This is a genomic window from Agarilytica rhodophyticola (assembly GCF_002157225.2).
Classification (GTDB): Bacteria; Pseudomonadota; Gammaproteobacteria; order Pseudomonadales; family Cellvibrionaceae; genus Agarilytica; species Agarilytica rhodophyticola.
The window spans coordinates 6,446,835-6,468,530 of sequence record NZ_CP020038.1 but is presented as its reverse complement, the minus strand read 5'-3'; the positions used below and the strand labels follow the sequence as shown (position 1 = coordinate 6,468,530).

13 protein-coding genes are annotated in these 21,696 nt (G+C 39.4%); 7 read left to right on the top strand and 6 right to left on the bottom strand.

The annotated features are described in order from the left end of the window. Positions 1-151: 151 nt before the first annotated feature. The 5 genes from iadA to BVC89_RS26710 all read left to right on the top strand — a co-directional run bounded on the left by iadA (position 152) and on the right by BVC89_RS26710 (position 8,615). Positions 152-1,345: a beta-aspartyl-peptidase gene (gene iadA, locus BVC89_RS26730; protein ID WP_086934143.1), complete on the top strand. Its 1,194-nt coding sequence runs from the start codon at positions 152-154 to the stop codon at positions 1,343-1,345. Positions 1,346-1,347: 2 nt separating this feature from the next. Next, on the top strand, positions 1,348-2,166 hold the full coding sequence (locus BVC89_RS26725) for a cyanophycinase (protein ID WP_086934142.1): 819 nt from the start codon (positions 1,348-1,350) through the stop codon (positions 2,164-2,166). A 161-nt stretch (positions 2,167-2,327) separates the two neighbouring features. After that, entirely contained in the window at positions 2,328-5,144 is a 2,817-nt protein-coding gene (gene cphA / locus BVC89_RS26720) for a cyanophycin synthetase (RefSeq protein ID WP_086934141.1), read from the top strand. A 27-nt stretch (positions 5,145-5,171) separates the two neighbouring features. Next, entirely contained in the window at positions 5,172-6,872 is a 1,701-nt protein-coding gene (locus BVC89_RS26715) for a Mur ligase family protein (RefSeq protein ID WP_086934140.1), read from the top strand. An 849-nt stretch (positions 6,873-7,721) separates the two neighbouring features. Continuing rightward, positions 7,722-8,615, top strand: a complete 894-nt coding sequence (locus BVC89_RS26710; RefSeq protein WP_158658147.1) for a hypothetical protein — start codon at positions 7,722-7,724, stop codon at positions 8,613-8,615. A gap of 12 nt (positions 8,616-8,627) precedes the next feature. Here the strand turns inward: BVC89_RS26710 and BVC89_RS26705 are convergent, their stop codons facing one another. From BVC89_RS26705 to BVC89_RS26690, 4 genes are all read right to left on the bottom strand, one after another. Beyond that, on the bottom strand, positions 8,628-9,479 hold the full coding sequence (locus BVC89_RS26705; protein WP_086934138.1) for a tetratricopeptide repeat protein: 852 nt from the start codon (positions 9,477-9,479) through the stop codon (positions 8,628-8,630). Positions 9,480-9,783: 304 nt separating this feature from the next. Further along, positions 9,784-12,714: a DNRLRE domain-containing protein gene (locus BVC89_RS26700; RefSeq protein ID WP_086934137.1), complete on the bottom strand. Its 2,931-nt coding sequence runs from the start codon at positions 12,712-12,714 to the stop codon at positions 9,784-9,786. 250 nt (positions 12,715-12,964) lie between these two features. Beyond that, complete coding sequence (locus BVC89_RS26695) at positions 12,965-14,119, bottom strand: hypothetical protein (RefSeq protein ID WP_086934136.1); 1,155 nt, start codon at positions 14,117-14,119, stop codon at positions 12,965-12,967. A 674-nt stretch (positions 14,120-14,793) separates the two neighbouring features. Next, positions 14,794-15,654 (bottom strand): SDR family oxidoreductase, encoded by an 861-nt coding sequence (locus BVC89_RS26690; RefSeq protein ID WP_086934135.1) that lies wholly within the window; start codon positions 15,652-15,654, stop codon positions 14,794-14,796. Between the two features lie 192 nt (positions 15,655-15,846). On the opposite strand from BVC89_RS26690, the gene BVC89_RS26685 reads away from it, so the two are divergent. After that, a complete protein-coding gene (locus BVC89_RS26685) occupies positions 15,847-16,152 on the top strand; it encodes a winged helix-turn-helix transcriptional regulator (RefSeq protein ID WP_086934134.1) in 306 nt (101 codons plus the stop codon). 50 nt (positions 16,153-16,202) lie between these two features. Here BVC89_RS26685 and rep read toward each other — a convergent pair whose 3' ends face one another. Together rep and BVC89_RS26675 are read right to left on the bottom strand one after the other, a co-directional pair. Then, complete coding sequence (rep, locus tag BVC89_RS26680) at positions 16,203-18,218, bottom strand: DNA helicase Rep (RefSeq protein WP_086934133.1); 2,016 nt, start codon at positions 18,216-18,218, stop codon at positions 16,203-16,205. 121 nt (positions 18,219-18,339) lie between these two features. After that, positions 18,340-19,233: a TolB family protein gene (locus tag BVC89_RS26675; protein ID WP_158658146.1), complete on the bottom strand. Its 894-nt coding sequence runs from the start codon at positions 19,231-19,233 to the stop codon at positions 18,340-18,342. Positions 19,234-20,160: 927 nt separating this feature from the next. On the opposite strand from BVC89_RS26675, the gene BVC89_RS26670 reads away from it, so the two are divergent. Continuing rightward, a complete protein-coding gene (locus BVC89_RS26670) occupies positions 20,161-21,459 on the top strand; it encodes a carbohydrate-binding protein (RefSeq protein ID WP_086934131.1) in 1,299 nt (432 codons plus the stop codon). The last annotated feature ends 237 nt before the right edge of the window (positions 21,460-21,696 follow it).

Sequence of the window (21,696 nt, the reverse complement as noted above, 5' to 3'; positions counted from 1 at the left end):
TGGATGCTGATGCTACCACTGTGAGAATAGGTGGACAAAATATGTAAACACGTATAGAACACTAAATTTTTTACTGAAAAACTAATATTTATCCTATAAAGGCTTTGCTTACTGGCCTTCAGTGCTGTTAGGATCGCGCCTTTATTTACCTATGTCGATCGGTTTTGAAACAGTGGTAACTCCCAAGCCTATTACATTAATCAAAAACGCTAATCTTTATGCGCCACAGGCGCAGGGTATCCAGCATCTACTTATCGCTGGAGGTAAGCTGGTTTATATTGGCAGTGAGGAGCCTAAGCTCTCCGCTCCTCTTGATGTGGAAGTCCTAGATGTTCAAGGCTTAAGCGTTTTGCCCGGCTTTATCGATGCTCACACCCATGTCACAGGCGGTGGGGGTGAGGCTGGTTTTGCTACACGGGTGCCTCCAGTTCCCTTGAGCCAATTTACTCAGGCCGGAGTAACCACAGTGGTAGGACTGCTTGGTACCGATGATCTTACTCGCAATACGGCCTCGGTTCTTGCTCAAGTTTATGCTTTGCGCGAGGAGGGGTTGTCTGCTTACTGTTATACCGGTGGTTATCACTTACCGCCTACTACCCTAACGGGCTCGGTAAAATCTGATATCGTTTTTATAGACCCTGTAGTGGGTGTGGGTGAACTGGCTATTAGCGATCACCGCTCAAGTCAGCCTACTTTGAATGAACTATTGAAAGTGGCTTCAGAAGCTCACGTAGCTCGTTTAATGACGGCTAAAGCAGGTATTGTCCACCTACATTTAGGTGACGGTGAACGAGGACTGTCTCTTGTTCGCGAGGCAATTGCCACTGCTGAAATTCCGGCCAAAACCTATAATCCCACTCATGTTAATCGGCGCAAAGCGCTTTTTCATGAAGCTTGCGAGCTGACCTCTTTGGGGTGTTGGATTGACGTCACCGCGTTCGAAACTGGTGATGTAGGCTATGAGCCAAAGGATGCTCTGCTGCGCTATATAAACAGCGAATATCCTCAGGATAAATTGACGATTAGCTCAGATGGCGGTGGCTGTTTGCCTTGCTTTGATCACAGTGGTCATATGACAAAGATGGATTTTGCCAATTCAATGGCGATGACTGAAGTTTTTTATCAGTTGCTCGACGAAGGGATCGCGATCGAAAAATGCCTGCCTTTTTTCACAGAAAACGTAGCGACACTAATGAATTTTAGGCACAAAGGTAAACTTGAAGTAGGTAGAGATGCTGATTTAATCGTATTAAATCAGCAGCAGCGAATATGTCATGTTATGGCGAACGGTAATTGGCATATCTATAATAATTCACTTATAAAAAAAGGCACATTCGAGGATTAAATATGCCGTCTCCTGATATTGATGGACAGCAACGAGGTTATGTTATCCCTATCGGCGGTGCCGAAGAGAAAGATAACAATCCTGTTATTCTTAAAAAAATTGTAGAGTTAGCGGGTGGTGATAACGCTGTTATCTGTGTTATTCCTACTGCATCTCAACTAGATGATACAGGTGAGCGCTATCAAAAGTTATTTACTGAGTTAGGAGCGGGTACTACTCATTCGCTACCTATTGCGGAGCGTTCAGACGCACAAAAACAAGAGTATTTAGATCTGTTAGAAAGCTGCACTGCAGTATTTATTACTGGCGGTAATCAATTGCGCTTATCGACGATTCTAGGTGGAACTCCAATCGCCAAAGCTATTCGTAAATTAAATGCACGAGGTGTGCATATTGCGGGCACTTCTGCGGGAGCTGCGATTGTTTCTCAGCATATGATTACCGGCGGGAGCACTGGAATTGTGCCTACCGAAGATGGTGTTAATCTCGCTCCGGGAATGGGACTGATTAATACCGTTGTGGTTGATCAACATTTTAATCAGCGCAATCGTTTATCTCGTTTATTGAGCGCCGTTTCTTATAATCCATTTTTGATTGGTATTGGTTTAGATGAAGATACGGCTGCCTTTATTGATGGCAATAATGAATTTACTGTGGTCGGAAGTGGTGCAATTACAGTGGTAGACCCTTCTGATATTGAGTATTCATCAATGGCGGAGGCTTATACCGGCGATGCACTAACATTGCTCAATTTAAAAGTTCATATACTGGCATCTGGTGGCCGTTACAACATCAGTGACAGACAAGCTTTTATCAAGTAAAAAATCTATTTAGCAAATGTCTAATTCCTCTTTACGTTAACGTAAACTGCACATTACTAATTCTTATCTTCATGTCGAAAAACAGTAGCGTCCGTCACTGTTTTTCGATATTTTACTTTAAAACACGTAAGCAATAATAATAACTTTGGGTTAATCCACCTATGAAAATACTTAGTAAGAATGTGTATGTTGGTCCAAATGTTTACGCAAACTTTCCCGTTATACGCTATCAAATAGACTTGGGAGAGTTGGAGAATTGGCCCTCTGTAAAATTGGGAAGTGACTTCATTGAGGGATTAATTTCAGCGTTACCATCGTTACAAACCCACGGTTGTTCTTATCGTGAAGAAGGTGGTTTTATCCGGCGTTTGAAAGAAGATGATGGAACCTGGATGGGGCATATTTGGGAGCACGTGGCTTTAGAGTTACAAAATCTAGCCGGCTCTCCTGTGAGTTTTGGCAAGACACGAAGTTTGGGTGAAGAAGGTTGTTACAACGTTGTCTATCAGTATCAGCAACGGGATGTGGGTTTAGAAGCGGGTTCCTTAGGTATGCGCTTACTGACACATTTATTGCCCGCAGATGTGCAAAAAGCCATTGATGCCGATGTTGAAGAGGATTTTGATTTTAATGAGGAGCTGCGCAGTTTTGTGCGCATGGCTCAGCACAAAGAATTTGGCCCCAGTACAGGCTCTCTGGTCAAAGCAGCGGAACAACGAGATATTCCCTGGCTACGCTTAAACAACTATAGCCTTGTACAATTTGGTCACGGTAAGTATCAAAAACGCATTCAAGCTACAGTAACCAGTGAAACAAAACATATTGCAGTAGAAATTTCCTGCGATAAAGAAGACACCCATAATTTGCTCAATGATCTAGGCCTGCCAGTACCTAAGCAAATTATGATTTACAGTGAAACCAAAGCTGTTAGAGCTGCCCGGCGGATTGGTTATCCTGTTGTTGTAAAACCGCTTAATGCCAATCATGGGCGTGGCGTGAGTATTAATTTAAATACCGACGAAGAAGTCGAAACAGCATTTGTAGAAGCGCAAAAATATGGCTCTAGTAAAGCTGTTTTAGTGGAAAGTTATTTGACGGGCTTTGATCATCGAATGCTAGTGGTTAACGATGAGTTAGTGGCGGTTGCCAAGCGTGTTCCAGGTCATGTTGTTGGTGATGGTGTACACAATATCGAACAACTGATCGATATTGTTAACCAGGATCCTCGTCGCGGCATTGGTCATGAAAAAGTGCTGACACGTTTAGAGCTTGATAGTCAGGCAAAACGCTTACTTGGTGAAGCGGGATACGATAAAGATACAGTGCTGGAAGAAGGGCAATTGTTTTATCTACGCTCTACTGCAAACTTGTCAACCGGCGGCACTGCAATTGATGTCACTGATATCGTACATCCCGATAATCGCGATATGGCTGTGCGCGCAATTAAAGCTATTGGCTTAGATATTGGTGGAGTAGATTTTCTTACCGACGATATTAGTAAATCCTACAAGGAAATTGGCGGGGGAATATGCGAATGTAATGCTGCGCCAGGGTTTCGTATGCATGTTGCGCCCAGTGAAGGTCAACCGCGAGATGTGGCGGGAAAAGTCATGGATATGCTCTTCCCAGCAGGCAGCCAAGCGCGTATTCCTATTGCAGGTATTACCGGTACCAATGGTAAAACTACTACCTCAAGGATGCTTGCCAGCATTATGAAGTGTGCCGGCTTCACTACCGGAATGACTTCCACCGATGGTGTTTATATCGATGGTCATTTAACAGTTAAAGGCGATATGACAGGCCCTACATCAGCGCAAATTGTGTTGCGTGACCCCAGTGTAGATTTCGCCATAATGGAAACTGCCCGAGGCGGTATTTTAAAACGTGGACTGGGTTACTCATCTTGTGATGTGGGAGCTTGCTTAAATATTAGTGCAGATCACTTAGGCCAGCGTGGCATTGATACAGTAGAGCAGCTGGCGCAAATTAAGCGTGTTGTAGTGGAAGTTGCTAAAGATGTGGTGGTGTTAAATGCCGATGATCACTTATGCTTAGCCATGGCTGATTATTGCCAAGCGAATCGTATTTGCTATGTGACACTGGATCCTGGTCATGGTTTAGTAAGAGAGCACATTCGCAGTGGTGGTATGGCGGTAGTGCTAGAAAAAGGCATTAACGGCGACATGATTACTATTTATGATAGAGGCGCTCACATTCCTTTGTTGTGGACACATCTTATTCCAGCAACGATAGAAGGTAAGGCTATTCACAATGTGCAAAATGCGATGTTCGCTACAGCAATTGCCTATAGTTTCAACTCTTCGTTAGAGGATATTCGTCAAGGCTTAAGGATCTTTAATACCTCTTTCTATCAAGCTCCTGGTCGCTTAAATATCTATGATGAACTGCCATTTAAAGTGATTCTGGATTACGCTCATAACCCGGCGGCAATTAAAACCATTACTGATTTGGCAACACGTCTGGAGGTATCAGGTAAACGTCGTATTGTTATGGCAATGCCTGGTGATCGTCGCGATGAAGATATCATTGAAGCTGCACAAATTACTGCACCAGGCTTTGATGCTTTTATTTGTAAAGCCGATGATGAACGCCGTAACCGGGGTTTTGATGAAGTACCGCAAATGCTCAAGCAATCATTGGTTGATGCCGGTATCAATGACGCCGATATTCAAGTAATTCCTTCTGAAGAAGAAGCTGTAGAAAAAGGCCTACAAGATTGCCAGAAAGGGGATCTATTGATCATCCTTGGCGATAATATCACCCGTTGTTGGAAGCAGATAGTACATTTTAACAGCGAGCTTGAGGGGGACAGTCAACAAGAAACACCCTCGCGAGACTTCCCGGAAAAATTATTTGCGCCTGTTGAACACAAATTTGAATTAAATGAGGGAGAATCTTTAGTCCAGGATGAGCGTGGTGTTCGTTTGGTTATAGAACGAGATGAAGACTCAGATTAAAGATGTCCTAAAAGGTTAAGTAAATTTATGGAGTTGCAACTCGATGAGGTTCGGCGTCTAACTGGCCCTAATTTATTATGGGATGAGCCCGGTGCAATTATTGACGTTTTTATTCATGGAATTGATAAAACTAAGGTAGTTCGATGCTGGCAACTGTGGCTTGAAAAGTTACAAGAGAGGTTTGGTTGGCAGCAAGCATCTACGTATCGTATTCATAGTGAAGGAGCGAACATGGCGTTAAGTGCGCCAATGGACGCTCTTTATACTGCCTGCGATTTAGCTGAGCTAGCATGGGATTGCTGTGTCGCAGAGCTAATGCAACAGCCTTTACCTAACTGGCAGCTGCGATTAGATGAGCTGTGTAAGGAATTAGCAGACGAAATTAATCCACCATTATTGGCGTTAATGAAGGAAGCTAAGACCCAGGGTGTAACCTGCATTAGTGATGACGATGAAGTTAGCTTAGGGATGGGGCGTTCGGTAGAGGTCTGGCCAGTACGAGCTCTACCTGATCTTGCAAGTATCGATTGGCCAAAGTATCGCGATGTTCCGCGAGCATTTATTACCGGTACTAATGGTAAATCCACAAGTGTACGTTTGGCATCACATATTGCTCAAGCGGCGGGTATTTGTGCGGGAGTAACCTCTACGGACTTCATTCGCGTCGGAGACGTTATTATCGATACCGGCGACTATTCTGGCCCTGGAGGTGCCAGAATGTTATTGCGAGATACGCGCACTGACTTGGCTTTTTTGGAAGTGGCACGCGGTGGTATTTTGAGGCGTGGTATTCCTGTTGAGTCTGTCGATGCTGCACTTATCACGAATGTCGCCAGTGATCATTTAGGGCAGTATGGTATTAATACTGTAGAAGAACTCGCTGAAGCTAAGTTTGTAGTGGCTAAAGGCCTGGGGGATAGAGGCATTTTAGTGCTCAATGCTGATAACGATTTAGTTATTGCGCAGGCAAGTAAAATAAAAAATAAATTATGTTGGTTTAGCTGTGATGAATCCAATGTGCTCATTCAACAGCAAATCCAAATGGGAGGGCGTGCCGTATTTATTAGAGCTAAGCATATTGTATATCACGCTAATGGTTTGTTTGAAACTATAATCGCTGTGGATGATATTGCTATGGCTCTCGGTGGTATGGCCGCACATAATGTAGAAAACGCTTTGGGTGTCGTGGGCTTATGCAAATCACTAAAGTTACCTTCAAATGCAATTGCTCAAGGTCTAAAAACATTTGGTAGTAATGCTAAAGATAATCCAGGCCGAGGTAATATATATGAAGTAGACAGCTACCGTGTTGTGGTTGATTTTGCTCATAATGAACATAGCATGCGAGCAGTGGTGAATATGGTAAGACAACTATCAAGCCAGCGCTTAATTGTCATGTTCAGTCATGCGGGTGACCGCAGCGACGAAGAAATTAAAAGTCTGACTGACGCCGTATATCAGCTTAATGCCGATAGCTATATTATTGCTGAAATAGAAAATTATTTGCGTGGTCGTCAATTGGGTGAGGTACCTCAATTAGCTACTAGATTTCTACAGCAACAAGGTGTTAACTTAGAGAATATTAATACAGTAAGCAGCCCTTTTGAGGGTGCCAAGTTGGCAACAAATATGGCAAAAAATGGAGATATTGTTTTACTATTTACTTTGGATGATCGGCAGCAGGTACACGAATACTTAAGTGCCTTAGGCTCCTCTCACACCCAATAAGTAATAGATGTGTACTGCCATAGTTAATCGATAGCTAAGCAGCTAAATATATAAATAGATGAAAAGCCCGGCCCTGCTGGGCTATCAAAGCTGTTGCTCAAAATATACTTTTCTGCATTGCCCTGCTACTAAATCGCGCCATCCTCGTAGTTTGAACTCAGTAAGCTTGGTTCTTAGACACTGCAAATCACTAACCTATCATTGCTTAAACTCGTCGTCCTTCCAGTCAGTTATTTTTATCAATGATGTAATTGCCGACATTGAGGAAGGGGATATGCTTTATTCTAAAGTTCTATTAATGATTTTAGCCGATGAAAAAATGTGATAATAGAACAAGTAACTTGACGATATTAAAGATCATCTATTAAGGATTTGTCAAAAAATTTAGGTAACTTAAAAAGCCTTAATAATATTTACTTAAGTTCTTTCCAATAAAAATTATTCTAAATTTTAGTTTTAAGTTAATAAGCTTGCGAAAATTAATTTTGGATTAAATTACAGAGTTTTATGCAGATAGTTAGCAGCACTTGTTGAGTTTTTCGCGTATGTGACTAAATAAATTTACTAGATATTTTTCCATATACAAAATAATGTAAATGAGTAAAAATCTATGAACTCTATGAATAAGTTCGTTTTACAAAATAGAGGTCGGATGCCATCTTTATATCAAGAAGATTCTTAACAGTCCTTAGAAAAGCTGAAATTTTACGTGTAAGACACTAGACAAGTAAACAATAACAATTAAACTGCCTTTGCTAAAAAGTACTACTGAGAGTTAATTTGGAGGCTTTTCTGGCGTCCAGAAATATATCATTGAAATCGTTGTCAATGGTGTATATGGGGGGGATTGTGAATAAAAATAATTGTAATAGCTTAGTTGCAAATCTTAATAATCATCACGAACCGTTAAGGTTCCATATATTATTTTCTGATATTTATTGTCTACGTGAACAGGATTTGAAGCGCGCCTTACACAGGCATCCATTAGTAAGTAGTGACGCTCGGGTTAGCATAGAAGAAAATGGATCTGTCCATGGCACAACTCAGGGGTTAATCGGATGGGGTAAACATGTGGTTCAATTCGTCGGTATTGATCAGCCCATGTCTGAAGAAATCCTATCTTATAGTCTGCAATTAGCGCATTGTGACCAGGGTATTAAACAAAAAGCCCGTAAACATAGTAGCTATGTTTTATTAAGCTATGTTGGTTATGATGTGAATCCCTATGTTCAATATGATGCTTTAGCGATTGCTGCTGGTGTTATGGCTGAGCAAGATGCATTTATGGTTGTTAATCTTAGGGCAACAAGTTGCTTACCTACAGCTATGCTTTCACCCAAAAGAAATACCGTCGATAAGCTAGAACAAGTAATATATACGCTTCTCCCTTCAATACTATATTGTGGTTTTGTAAAATACTTTATCGAAGATGAAAATTCTTTGTGGATAAGAACTGTTGGTGCTGATGCTCTATATTTACCTGATTTTGCCGCCTTTTTAACCGATATTGAAGCTGCGGAAGAGTATTTTATGGTTTTTACAGAAATACATAAATACCTTCAGAGCCATAATATTCAGCTAGGTATGACTGATACTATGGAAATTGGCGAAGGTAAGTATATTAAATTTCGTGCGCCGAAAACCAACGAAACCTTTTTAGAAAGTGAAGGCTCTATGCTTGTATTAGAGCCATGTTCTGAAATTGAATATAAAAAATTACTGAAGAAAAATAAGAAATTTTAACAATGTTGATAGCTAGTGAGTCTGAACCGATAGACTTTCTAGTCTCGATATATTTTTTCTTGCCTTTTCGTTCTCTTCCACGAAAGCAGGTAGGTTTCTCTTTTTATTCGAGTAAGTGGCAATCTGAGTCATGACGGAACGATAAAGTGATATAGCCTCCCTTGTTCTACCCGATAAGGCTAATATTTCTGCATGTTCATTTTTCCAATGAGGCGTGCCAATAAGCTGTACTGGCAAATGCTTAATCCAAGATAAAGCAGCAGAATAGTTTTTAGCGCTTTTATTAATACGAATTAAAAAGCTTATAAAACTAACGATTTCACCGTGCTTATCGATACCTTCTTTTATACCGGATTCAATACGTTCTAGCGACAAAGGGCGAACAGCCAATTGGGCATTACCTCTATCCAAATACCATTGAGGTGGAGGATTATCATTGTATTGAATAGCTGAGCTGAAGTGTTTTTCTGCTTTAACCGCCAACCCTAACTTAACATAAGCTTTAGCGAGCAAATAATGACCTTCAGGAGATTTAGGTTTAATTGTTAAATATTTTGTTACGCTAGCCAGGGTTTTATCATAGTCTTTTTGCAAAAAGTATGTGTCAGCCTGCCAGTATAATGCTTCAGAAGATTTTGGGGAAAGTTTTAGTGCTGTGTCGTAATCTTCTAATGCTTGCGTAAACTGTTGTGCATCGCGATAGATACGGCCACGTTTTACATATAAAGATGCATCTTTAGGCGTTTGTTCTATATGATGATCCAGAGCGTGTAACCTTTCACTTGCTTGCCCGTGTGCCAATGCATTATTGGCAATGACAGATGCAATTAATATGAAAAAGAAATAGAGTCGATTATTTTGCATTAGGTAATACTATCAAAACGAGATTTACTATATTTAAAAGTCTATGTTTAAAGGCCCTAGTTTAGAGAGTAAGGGCCTAACTATGCAATGATACAGCTTGTATCTATATAAATTTATATTATAGGTGCTATTTAAAGGCCTTACTTGTTACAGGTTCTACTTGTAACTTAAAACAAACCACATATAGTCTTTATGGAAAAGGGCTTCCAGCCCTTTTCGGCCGTTGTCGTTAAAATATGTACAAACGCAATTGTATTTTAACGACTGCCATGAATGGGTATCCGACGGTGGTTTTAGCCTAGTGCTATTGGTATACGATAGTCAGCATTGGTCGATAATTTTGTGTCGCATATTCTTTCGCACGAATATCGATACCGTTACTTGTGCCACCACTTCGGATCATAAAGCCATTATTGGCAGAACGATTTATCCAGCCTTGGACTAGTGCTAGGCCCGAAGAGTTCAAATCAATTGTGTAAGTTCCTGTAGCGCTTGGAGTAAAACTGGCTATATTATCGCCTCTATTCGAGTTTGGAGCAGAGTTATTCCAATTTACACTACTCTCACTCCAAGCCCTTGTCATCTCCCATAGATTATAAGATGAGCTTGAGCGGTCAAAAACTCTAAGTGTAATACTAGCACTTACTACTTTAGCATCTTTAGGAATTGAGGACAGATCCCACTTTAACAATGATACTAATTCTCCGCGGCTACCATCGCTGCCATCCGCTAAAATTGCCGCGTTACCGCCATAGTTATCATTGCCTCTGCCTGAAGCAACATAGCTATCTTCAGAACCTCGATAGCCATTTAAGCCTTGTTGTAGACGGAGGGTTGTCCTAGGTGTATCGCTTGATACCGATATACTTTTGCTGGTTGATGCGGTTGCGCCAGCAGAATCAGTAACAGTTAGGGTAACCGTATAATTACCATCAGAACTGTAGTTATACTGCGGTGATTGCAGACTGGACACTACACCGTTGCCAAAGTCCCAAGACCATGCGCTGATACTGCCATCGCTGTCAGAAGATACATCTGAAAAACTCACATTACGCCCACTTTTAGTGAAAGTAAAATCTGCCTTCGGTGGTATGTTGCCGCTGCTATTGCCGGCGCGATATGTCACCAAAAGTTCCGGGCGCAGATTGCTGTTTCTGTATTCGCTAGAGCGAATATCAATACCATCGCCAGTACCTGAACTCATGATAATGATGCCATTATTTTTATTATCGACCCAGTCCTGAACCATGGCGACACCGGCGCTATTTAAGTCGATGGTATGGGGCCTGGCCGATACCGGGGAGAAACTAGCGACTAACGCCTGTCTATTTCTACGTGGGTCAAGCTTGCTCCAAGTGGCCGAACTCTCACTCCAATCGATGGCATTGTCATATATGTTGTAGCTGCCACTGCTCGGATTAAAAATATCTAATATTACCTGAGCTTTAGTGATTGTGGCTCCACTTGGAATACTACTTATATCCCATTGTAACAATGTGGCCAATTCGCCATTACTACCGTCGTTGCCGTCTGCAAGAATTTCTAGGGCATTACCAAAATTACGATTAGCTGCACCGCTGGCTATATATGTATCTATTGTGCCGTTATACGAGCTAGTAGGTGCCACATTATTTTGAAAGCGCAGCGTTTGAATATTTTGATAATCAAAATCTATACGGCTATTTGATGCTATTTTATTGCCGTTTTGATCTTCGACATTATTGACTGTGAGGGTGTAATTAATATTTTGTTCTAGCCTTGATGTGTTGAGAGTTGCAGTACTTCCTGAGGCTTGTGCTGAGGAAATACTAACACCATTGTCAATAGAATAGTTGCTGGCTTTTCCAGCAGAAGTGCTGTCTATTTTTTCACTAAAATTTATCGCCACTTGGTTTTGTTTAGAGGCTGTTGCTTCGGTTATAGTCGGTGGAGTGTCGTCAGGGCCTTTGAGTAGGGTGTACGAGTCTGTGATTGCCCCATCTGCACGTAAATGCACTGCGTCTAAGCGATTATTGCTAACATCGAGAACTACAGATCCTAGCTCGTTAAGAGATGCATACATTGCTGGATGATTTAGGCGGCCGCCAGATGTTTTTCCTGATGCCCCAGCTACCGTATAAATCGCTCCAGCGTGTGCTGCTTGTCCCTGTTTTTGGTAAGCCCCGTCTCCATTTTCTCGTCCATTACCTCCGTCAATTAAATGAGAGCTCCTGTCAAAGCTACTAGATGAACCATAGTGACCATCAATCAAATAAGAGCGTTCATAGGAGTGACTATGTCCGGAAAAAACTAAATCCACACCGTAGCTTTCTATAATGGGCAGAGCGTTTTGCCTCATTTCTATTAGAGCTCTTTCTGTATCTGAGTTATGAGAGCCCTTTGTATAAGGAGGGTGGTGCCAAAAAGCAATAGTCCATTTTTGATTATTTACCGCGAGGTCGTTCTTTAGCCAAGTCATCATGGCGCCATTTCTTGAGCGATCAGTTTCATAAGAGTCCAAGCAGATAAAATGAATATCACCATAATCAAAGGAGTAATAAGCTTCTGTTCCTGAAGCCAGTCCTCCTGCCTCACCATTACGTGGCAAGGTGAAAATATTATAATAAACGCCAGACTCACTAGAGGAATCGGCTGACCGACCATCGTGATTACCGAGTGTTGGCCATACAGGTGTTCTTCGTAATAATTCAGGATAGCTATCAAAAACTGCAGCTTGGTACTCTCTATCTGTACCATCGTTATATGCATTGTCTCCTAACATGACCCATAAATCAGTATCGCTCGATCCTCGATAGTTTAAATATGCGTTATATACAGCAGCGGAATTACGATTGGCCGTGCCTGAGTCACCAATAAGCCATATACGTGTTGATGTTGCATTTCCTGGTATAGGTGATGTGGTAAAGCGGTAGCTGGTATTACCACCGGCAATAGTTTCAGTGGTACTCCCCACAGAGTAATAATATTTTGTCAACGGTGATAAGTTAGTTATTCTCACCTCGTGTTCGGTACGCCTTCCGGAAACAGTTTTACTAAGGTTTAAATTTGCAGGATTATTTCCATAGCGTACGACAGAGTCTGTACTTGTATTTGTGCGCCAGCGAATAGTAATAGCTTTATCGTTTGCTAATTGTAAATACGGGCCTCGTGTTATTTCTGCCGCATTAGTCAACGAATGGTAAAAACTAAAAAATAAAAATGAAAAAATAATATGAAGCCGAGAGGTTGAAAACATAGCCGTGCCCCAGGGTAATTGTTTTTTATGATTTGGAAAAGAAACAATATTATATTTTTATTGTTAATTTATGATTACGACTTGAGATACCACATTATCTTTAAATGATATGTAGGCATTATATTATTTTTAATAATAATTTTTTGTGAATGGTTAATCATATAACCCCTCATTTAAAAAATGTACGTGAGTTATATGATTTTTTTGCAAAGTTATATGATTTTTCTGCAATGCTAATGGCGAGTACTAATTAAATACTTTTACCTGTATAAAATTTTAGACTAGCTAGTTGTAAAAGAGCGATGATATCATCTGCTGATGCTTTTGTCGGGATGTGAAGATTTTCCGGTTTATCGCCACTATAATAATTTATTGCTTCTGCCCTAGGAGTAAATTGTCCCGCATTAAATTGGTAAGGTAAATCTGCGGTAGCTAAGCTTTGTTGATGTGAAATCTCTGCTAGATCTTTATAGTGATATGCTTCACCAGCAGTCCTTAACATTTCATGTCCAATTTCATAAGCAGCAACTTCAGAAAATTCACGATCTGCATCGGCGGCATCTTCGTAGAACCATTCATTATTGTATTTTACCCAACCTGTATTGTATGCAATTTTATGGTTAAGAAATTGATTTAGAATCGGTAAGGCATTCTTTATGGGATTTGAACTGCCATAGTTTAACCATTCACGGTTAGTGTTATAAACGATGGAAATATCGTTCATGGCATCTTTTTTTGCATTGACTGACTCTATATTAAGTGAGTATGTGTTGCCATCAGTGGCAACTATATTTTGCTGCCAATAATTCTTGATTCCTGAGAAAACGATATCTTTCAATGATGAGAAACTTTTATACCTAAGATGTGGTTGCTTTTTAGGATCGCCTGAAGGTAAAGCTTTGTATAGAGGGTTGTTTTCTAGTTGTCTACTAACTGCTTTTCCTAACCCTTTGGCGCCTGCATCCTTTATGTTGAGTCTAAGGGTAACATCGACAGACTTTTTGTTTCTGTCAACTCTAATGTCAAGCCATTTTCTCTTAGCTGATCTAGCGATAAGGGTCTTCGTTATTATTTTTTGCTTAACACCACTTTTTACTTGAAATATTACAGAGATTGGTCTCTGTTTTAATAATGACGAGTCATAAATACCATTGTTATTAAAACCGTCCCATTCCCAGTAGGTTTTCCCTTTTTCTATACATGAAATTGGTAAATGTTGCTGTAATAAAAGGTTTTGGGCGGTCTTTATTGTGACAAAAATGTCATCGATCTGACTTTCTCGATTCTCAAGTTCAAAAACAAGCTGTTGTTCTTCACCTTTGTCAACATCGTTTTTAGCAATAAATGGTGATATATTTTGGCCGTTTTTTTGGTATAGAGATATATTGATATCTAGGTCTTCCATCACATGCTCTCAGTATTGGCTGATATGGTTGTCTTTAAACATGCTTTAGTAAAATATTGGCATGACATTAACACAAAAATTCGCATATTCTGTGATCTCTCATGCCTATTTACGTGTCGTATTAAAAGTGGTTCTCTAAGGATAGGGTATTTCGTATATTTTTTTTAAAAAATCTTAGAATTCTTTTGAATGTTTCCAATGTAATATCGCTTGTCAAGCGTAATAAATAAAAAAAATAAGAATGGAAGAATATAAAATTCTAAGATAAATCAGTGATTTGCAATATGAATTCTATGTATACTCTCAAGTTGAGTAACATTAATTTTGATATCGATTAAAAAATTATTCGTATACAAAGCCTTTGTGGTTAAGTATAAATGTAATAAATGATGCAATATTATATTGTTTCATTACATTTTTATTTACAATATTTTTCTATAGGTTTTTTCTGTATACCTTGTCTTTTAAGGTGCAAGGTTTTGGTGCAAAGAAACTTCTGGAAGTCAAGAGTGATATTGTGGTTCCTTGTTTTTAAGCTTCACACTTGGTATTAGCATAGGGTAGTTGTAAATAAACTAGTAGTTTGTATAAAAAGCCATAGGCACCTTAAATACCGTGGCTTTTTGTATGGAATTGTAAAACCTATAAGCTATAAAATTTAATTTAGAGTTATTTTACCAGGCTATATGGTTAGCCCATTCTTGAGTTGTTTCTAGTAATGTGGACGCAATAAAATCTTCGCTAGAGTAAGATTCAAAGTCATCTCTATGTTTATCTATAGCTTTATATAAATTGGCAATTTCTTTGGCTATATCGTTGCCTAGAGTTTTTTTTAGGTTTTCTTCAAATTGATCTGCTTGTAGTGCGATATAATTTATACTTTTCTTTGATGCATAAGAAATAATATTTGCCAGATCGTCTCCAGTAATTTTATCTTTGTTTGTAATCAATATTTTTTGGCCAATTAAATCATCATTTTTTAATGCTGCTAAACAGTACCTTCCAAGGTTTTCTTGGGAAATCCAAGCGAGTTTAAAATTATTATCAACAGGGTAGGGAATAATATTGTCTTTTTGTATAATTGGTAGGAGAAAAGGTGTAGTTAAATTATCCAAATATAAAGTAGGCATTAATGTTATGATGTCTAAATCTGATGCATTTAGTAACGATAGCGCTTTATGTTTGACATCGATTGCTGCACAACCCGTTTTTTTAGATCCAAGGGCAATACTTGTATTAAATATTATCTTTTTTATCCCTTGCATTTTACTTGCGGCTATAACACTTTGTGTTATTTTTTCTACTTCTTTGTAGTCAAAAATAAGTGGTAACGTAAAGATGACGGCCTCAGATCCAGACATTGCGTGAGCTAAGTGTGTTAAATCTGTAATATCACCTTTTTCTATGTTTAGTAAGGCATTGCTGTGCGATGTTCCTCTAGAAATTGATGAGACCGCTATGTTTTTCCGATTTAATACCTGAGTAATTGCGTGTCCTTGCGCTCCGGTGGCACCAGTGACAAAAACCCTATTCATATTTATCTCCGCTAGCTAAGTTAGTGTGTATTTGTTATTTTAAAGAGCTACAATATTTTATGTAAGTATGCACCTTAATGTACTGTACTTACCAAAAGGTAACTATTGGCTTATAACCATTTAAAAGGAGAAGGTTGATAAGCAATGTAGGTAGATATATAACGGGAAAATTAATAATTAGAGTGTGTAGATATGTCTCAAGAAGCATGTCCTTTGCAGAAAACTTTGGAATGTATTGGTGGAAAATGGAAACTATTGGTAATTTTTAATCTTCAAAAAGCTGGAACAATCAGGTTTGGTCAGTTGCACCGTAGTATACCTGGCGTTTCACAAAAAGTTTTGACTTCACAATTGAGAGATCTAGAGCGCGATGGTTTTATTAATAGAAAAGTTTATCCGGAAGTGCCGCCTAGAGTGGAATACAGTTTAACTGCAAAAGGTTTATCTCTTTATCCAGTGCTAGATACTTTAGCAGCATGGGCTGGTGATAATTTATAGTTATTGTATGCGGCAAAGCTATCGCGATCAGCTTTAGCTGATAAGTACTTTTAGTTGAATAACCCTTTTAATGAACTAAGAGTTTCTTCTCCTTTTTTTTCTATTTGTTCTTTTGTCGCAGTACCAAAACCTTCTCTTTCTATATCTTCTTCGGGTAATTCATCAATAAAACGCGAGGGTTCAGTACTTTGCTTTTCACCAAACTGTTTTCGTGTTGCAGCTAAGCTAACGGTTAGCGTTTTTTGTGCCCTGGTAATACCTACATAAGCGAGTCGGCGTTCTTCTTCAATATTATCATCTTCAATGCTATTGCGGTGGGGTAATATTTCTTCTTCCATTCCAATCAAAAAAACGTGAGGAAACTCAAGCCCTTTGGATGCATGTAAAGTCATGAGTTGAACTCTGTCAGTTTCATCTTCTTCTTGTTGTCTATCTAGTAAATCCTGTAACACCAACTTTGCTACTGCGTCATTAATTTTTTGCTCGCCATCTTTTTCTTCCTCATCTCTATCAAGAGTTGACTTAATAGAATCAATTAATGTCCATACATTTTGCATACGCCTTTCTGCAACTTTTGGCGCGCTGGCATTTTGGTGTAGCCACCCTTCATAATCGATGTCATCGATCATTTCGCGTATTGCTACGATGGGATTGTTATTGTGACAGTTATTCCTAACGCGAGTTAACCAAGTGGAAAATTCACGTATTCTATCCAAGCCTTTTTTAGGAATAACACTTTGCAAGCCAATTTCATCGCAGGCTGCAAGTAAATTAATATCGCGCTCAGTTGCATAGCGACCGAGGGCTTCAAGTGTGCCGGTACCTATCTGCCGTCTAGGCGTATTTACAACTCTCAAAAAAGCATTGTCATCATCAGGGTTTACCACAAGTCGTAAGTAAGCCATGATGTCTTTAATTTCTGTGCGCGCAAAAAAACTAGTGCCGCCACTCATGTTATAGGGAATTTGGTGATGTTGTAGTTTTAATTCGATTAGTTTTGCTTGGTGATTACCTCGGTACAGTACGGCATAATCTCGAAAATGATTCTGACGCTTTATTTTTTGGGTAAGAATTTCTGTCGCTACTCGCTCGGCTTCGGCATCTTCAGTTTTGCAGTTAATGAGACGTATAGGCTCACCCATGCCAAAATCACTCCATAATGTTTTATCAAAATCATGAGGGTTGTGGGCGATTAAATGATTAGCAACTTTTAAAATTCTCGCAGTGGAACGATAGTTCTGCTCAAGCTTGACCACATGCAACGCAGGGAAGTCCTGTTTCAATAGAGCTAGGTTTTCTGGACGTGCACCGCGCCATGCGTAAATAGATTGATCGTCATCGCCAACAACTGTGAGCGCACCGCGATCTCCCATTAGTTGCTTGACTAGTTGATACTGACTTGAATTAGTATCTTGATATTCATCCACCAGGAGATAACGCATTCGCTGTTGCCAGCGGGCCAGAACTTCTGGTTGTTCTGAAAATAGGCGTGAAGGAAGCCTGATTAAATCATCGAAATCAACGGCATTATAGGCTCTTAAAGCCTTATCATAACGCTGGTAAATCAGTGCCCACGTTTGTTCCCCCTGGCTTTGAGCCATTTCCAATGCCTTTTGAGGGTCGGTTAAATCGTTTTTCCAATTGGAGATTTGGCTCTGTACAGCGGTGAGGAGGTCTGCGTTAGTATCACCATCTTTGAGCATGATCTCCTTTATAATGGCCCCGGCATCCTCTGCGTCAAAAATAGTAAAACCTGATTTGTAGTTTAAGTGGCGATGTTCTTTGCGGATGATATTGAGACCAAGATTATGGAATGTTGATACTGTAAGGCCATAGGATTGGCGTCCTTTCACTAATTTACTAACTCTCTCCTTCATTTCTCGGGACGCTTTGTTCGTGAAGGTAACCGCCGCAATGTGGCGTGCAGGCATGCCACATTCTTGAATTAAATATGCAATCTTACGTGTAATAACACTTGTTTTACCACTGCCAGCGCCAGCTAAAACTAAGCATGGCCCGTCGATATAATGTACCGCTTCACTTTGACGAGGATTTAATTTAGACACAGTAACAACTTCACTAGAACCTTAAGTGCCTATAATAGCAGAAACTGCTCGATGACTATAAATGATTCTATTGGCAGGTCAAAGTAGTTATCAAAATCTGTAAATAGATGGTTCTAAGCCATCATTCCCATTCAAGCAAGCTTTTATGTACTTGGTAAAGGTTACCGAGTCCATTTTCAATGCGAGTGAAAAACAAGTATTCACCGTCTGGCGACATAATAGGAGTGAATTCATGATTTGGGGTATTTACTAGCTCTCCTAAACTCTTTGCTATTGTCCAGCTACCATTTTTCCAATGGGAAATATATAAGTCACCCCGGCCTTTACTATCGGTACGGTTAGATATACTAAATATGATAAATTTACCATCACGGCTTATTACAGAATCGCCGATTTTCGCCTCTTTACCGTAAACACTCGCTGGTATTGCTACAGGTTCTGCGAAGCCGTTACGGGTTGACTTAGCTACATATAGTAGACGTTTATTATTGCGAAAAGACGGGAAATAGAAGTCCCCGGCTGAGTTAAATGATGGATATAGGTCATCAGCATCGGAACTTAAATCCGCCAGATATTGAGGTTTCCCCCAGCCTTTTTCCTGTACTCTCACTTTCCAAAAATTAAGAGACTTTGTCGCCTTAGTGCTAGCTTTTATCGGTCTTTTGGAGATGAAATATAATGCTGAGTAGTCTTCGTTATAGTAAGGGTCGGCATCTAAATAACTACCGGAGAAAGGTAGAACCTCGCTTGCCTGCCACTGCTTGTTGATATATCTAGACTGCCGCATTGTACATTTTGTGAACTCTTTGTTGCAGCGGGCAAAAATCACTTTGTCGCCTTTCTTATTGAATACGGCGTTGATTTCAAAATTATTCTTTGTCGATATTATTCCAGGGGCAAACTCAACGACACCTTTATGTGCATCCTTAGACGAATACGGGTAGTCAATTGCCCATGAGTTTAAGCTGATCGTAATAAGTAATAAAGCCTGAAATTTAATCAAATAAGGTGCCATAAGAATCTCCATAATATGCTGTAAGCATAATACGTGAAGAGATAGATTCCGGTAAAGCGCACCTTCTGAGCTAAGTAAAATTAATTGTATTGATAAATTAAGTCAGGGCAATAGGCCCTAGCTCACCTAATTCCACTGTTTGCGCAAATTCCACAGTAATGTATGAAAGGCTTGATCTATTGATGATGATGACTGGTTAAACTAGGGGCTATTCATAGGAATTAATAAGAATAAGCTTTAAGTGTTTATTAATCGTATTTTATTCTCTTGGTTAATTTTTTATTTGACCTTGTATTTAAGTTTTTTTAGCAGGTCTTAGATAATCTCTGTTGAGAAAATATTTTCTTGTGTTTGTATATTTTTGCTTTTTGGATGTTGTATATCGTTTGAGTTGATTTTTTCTTTTTTAAAAAATATGTCGTTTCAATTGAACCGATCAAATAAGTCTGATTTTAAAAATAATTTTAGCGTTTCTGAAATTGTCGAAATAATAATTTTAAATGTTAAAAATTATTACTTTACCAATAGTTATATTTTTTTATTGATTTTTACTTTGTAAAAGTAAAATTAATAAATTTGTGAAGTGATTTGACTTATTTATTTTTTTAAAGGTAAGGGGGTTGTATATGACTATAATTTTTTAAATTTAATTTGTGCTGGTTAACTAATGGCGTAAATTAATGAGAATTTTGTTTTGTATAATGTTATAAAATATTTATCATTCCTTTACGGAGTGTTTTTTAGCTTTGATATTTTCTAAAACATTTGGTTTTTATTTTTAATAATAATTCTTCAGCCATTTTGTTTTTGATGAAAATTATTGTGAAAGAAAAGATTTTTTTGAACAGTGTCTAAAAACATGGGTGCTCCAGTTCATGTTTTGTATCTTTAACCTAACTACTTGCTAAAATTAAGGTAAATAACCTCATGAAAAATCTAATGTCTACGGCATGCTTATCTTTAGCCGCCATGTTTCTCCCTGCATCCTTGTATGCTCAGACCTGTAACGAATATACCGAAAGAAATGGTCTAGTTGTTATGGAAGCGGAAAACACTCCTTCGGCGCTTGGAATGTGGCAAAAGAAAACCAGCATATCTGGATTTAGCGGTTCTGGTTATTTAGAGTTTAATGGCAATACACCATTAAATGGCCCAGCCAGATCACCTTTAAGTTATCGTTTTAAAGTCAATCGCGATGGTCTTTACTTTTTGCATTTACATGCAGCTAGAGAAAATCGTCAAATTAATGGTGAGTTACGTACAGACGTAGCGAATGATGGTTATGTTCGACTCGAAGGAAATTTTGGTGCTGGTCCAAACCCTGGTAACTCGCACGGAAATGATGGGCCTCTTGCCATGCTTAAAAGAAACACTAAATTCTTTGGTGGCGCCCATAATCAATTTCAATGGGCGTCTGGTAATCGTCTAGATCCAGGTGGTCATAACAACAAGCGTGTTGCTGTTTATCGTTTGAATGCAGGTGAGAACTATACTTTTGTTATGAGTGGCCGTTCGCAATTCTTTAAAGTTAATAGAATTATGTTCCGTCACCAGTCAGTGGGCGCAGGTCAAGCTCAGAATATACAAAATGTAGCGGAAACTTGCGCAACTGGTGGTGGTAATCCTGCTCCTACGCCAACACCAGCTCCTGGTAACCGTGTATCTGTTCCAGGTGTTGTACAAGCTGAAAACTACGTTAAGTTCTTTGATACTACGCGAGGTAATGCCGGTGGCCAACATCGCAATGATGATGTTGATATTCAAGCGACAACTGATACTAACGGCGGTTTCAATGTTGGCTGGATCGATGGTAATGAGTGGTTAGAATTCCCTATCACTGTTAGACAAGCAGGTGAGTACCGAGGCGAAGTGCGTGTAGCTTCTGCTCCTGGTAACGGTATGTTCACCCTTGAAGTAGACGGTGTTGCGAAAGGTAATGCATTTAGTGTTGGTTCTACTGGTGGATGGCAAAATTGGGAAACAATGTCTACCTCTCTTGGTCAACTTAGCGCTGGTAACCATACCTTGCGAGTGCAAGTCCAGTCAGGCGGTTTTAATCTTAATTGGATTGAGTTAAAGAGAACAGGTGGTAGCTTAGGTTTGGATCAGTGTAATACGACACAGCAATGTAGAAATATCTTTGGCAATGGTGCGACTGATTGTGCTAATAGCCAGAGTAACGCAAGTATTTGTATGTGCGGTACTACTCGCTGTGACGCGCAGTAATTTTATAAATATACGGCGTTAGCTTCACTTATAGAGGTAAATTTTACCTCAGTTCAAAACCCATTGGCTTCGCGGCCAATGGGTCAACTCTTCTTAATTTGGCATCATCTACCACAATTGTATTTATATTTCTTTTCAAATACTCCATTATTCCATTTTATAGAGACATATCGTTGAGCTGTTATATTTAGCTGATGCTCATCGTAGCTTGGTCGTGAATGAGTTATGAGCAAGCCA

Coding starts and splice junctions, on each gene's coding strand:
- BVC89_RS26690 (WP_086934135.1), bottom strand. CDS start 15,654: ATGAATAGGGTTTTTGTCACTGGTGCCACCGGAGCGCAAGGACACGCA.
- BVC89_RS26670 (WP_086934131.1), top strand. CDS start 20,161: ATGAAAAATCTAATGTCTACGGCATGCTTATCTTTAGCCGCCATGTTT.
- BVC89_RS26685 (WP_086934134.1), top strand. CDS start 15,847: ATGTCTCAAGAAGCATGTCCTTTGCAGAAAACTTTGGAATGTATTGGT.
- cphA (WP_086934141.1), top strand. CDS start 2,328: ATGAAAATACTTAGTAAGAATGTGTATGTTGGTCCAAATGTTTACGCA.
- BVC89_RS26705 (WP_086934138.1), bottom strand. CDS start 9,479: ATGCAAAATAATCGACTCTATTTCTTTTTCATATTAATTGCATCTGTC.
- iadA (WP_086934143.1), top strand. CDS start 152: ATGTCGATCGGTTTTGAAACAGTGGTAACTCCCAAGCCTATTACATTA.
- BVC89_RS26695 (WP_086934136.1), bottom strand. CDS start 14,119: ATGGAAGACCTAGATATCAATATATCTCTATACCAAAAAAACGGCCAA.
- BVC89_RS26700 (WP_086934137.1), bottom strand. CDS start 12,714: ATGTTTTCAACCTCTCGGCTTCATATTATTTTTTCATTTTTATTTTTT.
- BVC89_RS26715 (WP_086934140.1), top strand. CDS start 5,172: ATGGAGTTGCAACTCGATGAGGTTCGGCGTCTAACTGGCCCTAATTTA.
- BVC89_RS26725 (WP_086934142.1), top strand. CDS start 1,348: ATGCCGTCTCCTGATATTGATGGACAGCAACGAGGTTATGTTATCCCT.
- BVC89_RS26675 (WP_158658146.1), bottom strand. CDS start 19,233: ATGGCACCTTATTTGATTAAATTTCAGGCTTTATTACTTATTACGATC.